The following is a 1,772-nucleotide window of genomic DNA, read 5'->3' as shown; positions in this document are numbered from 1 at the left end:
AAAACATTCTGCGCCGTGGGCAGGGCGGATGTGACCACCACGGCGAAAAGGGCCTGGTCCGCCAGGCCGAGGGCGAAGCGTGCGAAGAGGAAGGCCAGCAGCGGGTGCACGATCAGCTTGAAGCAGCTGGCCAGCAGCGTGTCGGCGCGGCGCCCTGCCGAGCCCTGCAGTGGCCGTGATCCGTTTAAGCTCATGCCAAAGGACAACAGCATGGCCGGGATCGCGGCCCCGCCGATCAGGTGGATGGGTTGCAAGAGCAGGGCCGGGACTTCCCAGTTGGTCCCCGCCACGAGCAAGCCCAGCCCGGTTCCTACAATCATGGGGTTCCGCAGGATCATCAGCACGAAGCTTAGCGGCGTTGTCCGGTGGGCGCTGGTGGTGGCATCCAGGACCATGAGGAACGACGGCGTGAAGAAGGCGAGTTGGAAGATCAGCAGCGGCGCCACGTAGCTGGCATCGCCGAGGACGAACACTGCGATGGGAATGCCGAGGTTGGCGGAGTTGGCCAGCGATGCGCTCATCGACGACACCAGAGCCTCCGGCAGCGTGCGCTTCAGCAGGAAGCGCACGACGCCGAAATAGAGGGCCGCCGTCGTAAGCGCACCTACTGCGGCCACCAGCAGCGGCGCCGCGAAGACGTCATGCAGTTTGGCTTTGCTGAGCGTCTCGAACAGCAGGGCTGGGCTCGCCACGAAGTACGTCAGGGCACTGAGGACAGAGCGGGCGTTCTCGCCCAGAATATTGCGTCGGCCGACGAACATGCCGACCAGGATGATAAACCAGACGACGAAGAAGCCTGCCAGGACGCCTAGCACGCGGCTGTCCGCAGCGGAATGGGCGGGGGAGAGGCTGTGATCACCATCCCACAATAATCAGATTTGACCTCGGCCAGCCGCGTCCTGCCCTTACGGCGGCCGGACCGCTAGTTCAGGGTGGCGTTGTTCAGCGCGTACGGCGGCCGCAGGAGGCCGGCTGTGTGGCCCTCGGCGGGATCGTTGCCAATCTGGACCACCCTGTTGTCCTTGTCCACATGGACCACCTTGGGGGTGTAGGCCTTAGCCTCTTCCGTGGTCATCTGGGCGTAGGTGATCAGGATGACGAGGTCGTTCACGTGCATCAGGTGCGCTGCGGCCCCGTTGATACCGATGACCCCGGACCCGCGCTCGCCGGCGATGGTGTATGTCTCGAGCCGGGCGCCGTTGGTGACATCGACGATCGCGACGAGTTCGCCGGGAAGGATATCGGCAGCCTCAAGCAGGTCCAGGTCCACGGTGACCGAGCCGACATAGTGAAGGTCCGCGTGGGTGACCGTGGCGCGGTGGATCTTGGACTTGAAGATTGTTCGATTCATAACGGCACCAGTCTAGCGCCGGTGCCGGTCGGTCCGCTGTGAGCCAGCAGACACGGGCGGGTGCTGGCGGATGCGCTTTCAGGAGGCCGGCGCGATTGATGCTGCGGTCTCGGCGAGGATTTCGCGGGCCGCCAGGATGGCCGGACGTGTGGCGCTGGAGCGGCGCACGGACGTGAAGACGGTGCGGTGCGGATTGCCCGGGAGTTCGAGCAACTGGGCGGTCGTGCCCCGGCCGGTCCACACCAGGTCCGGCATAAGCGCCACCGCATTGCCCGATTCGATCAGGCGGATCTGCGCCTGAAGGTCGGCGGTCTCAAAGCGGACATCGGGTTCAAACCCGGCGCCCCGGCAGGCCTGCTCGGCCCAGTGCCGGGACGCCGCGCCGCGGGGCTCCATCACCCACGGCAGGCCCGCGGTGTCC

General features: G+C 65.9%; 3 protein-coding genes. All 3 read right to left on the bottom strand.

The features are described 5' to 3' along the window. The coding region (locus AB4Y86_RS18135) for an AEC family transporter (protein WP_441403539.1) at positions 1 to 815 on the bottom strand (815 nt) is incomplete at its 3' end. A gap of 107 nt (positions 816 to 922) precedes the next feature. Further along, the gene (panD, locus tag AB4Y86_RS18130) at positions 923 to 1,351 is read right to left on the bottom strand and encodes an aspartate 1-decarboxylase (RefSeq protein ID WP_441403538.1); all 429 of its coding nucleotides are present in this window, start codon (positions 1,349 to 1,351) and stop codon (positions 923 to 925) included. A gap of 78 nt (positions 1,352 to 1,429) precedes the next feature. Continuing rightward, positions 1,430 to 1,772, bottom strand: a 343-nt coding sequence (locus tag AB4Y86_RS18125; RefSeq protein ID WP_441403537.1) for a LysR substrate-binding domain-containing protein, incomplete at its 5' end; no start/stop codon positions are given.

Source organism: Arthrobacter sp. 2YAF22_2 (genome assembly GCF_052114645.1).
In the GTDB taxonomy this organism is placed as follows: Bacteria; Actinomycetota; Actinomycetes; order Actinomycetales; family Micrococcaceae; genus Arthrobacter.
The sequence above is the reverse complement of the archived record's forward strand: the minus strand, read 5'-3'. Positions and strand labels throughout refer to the sequence as shown.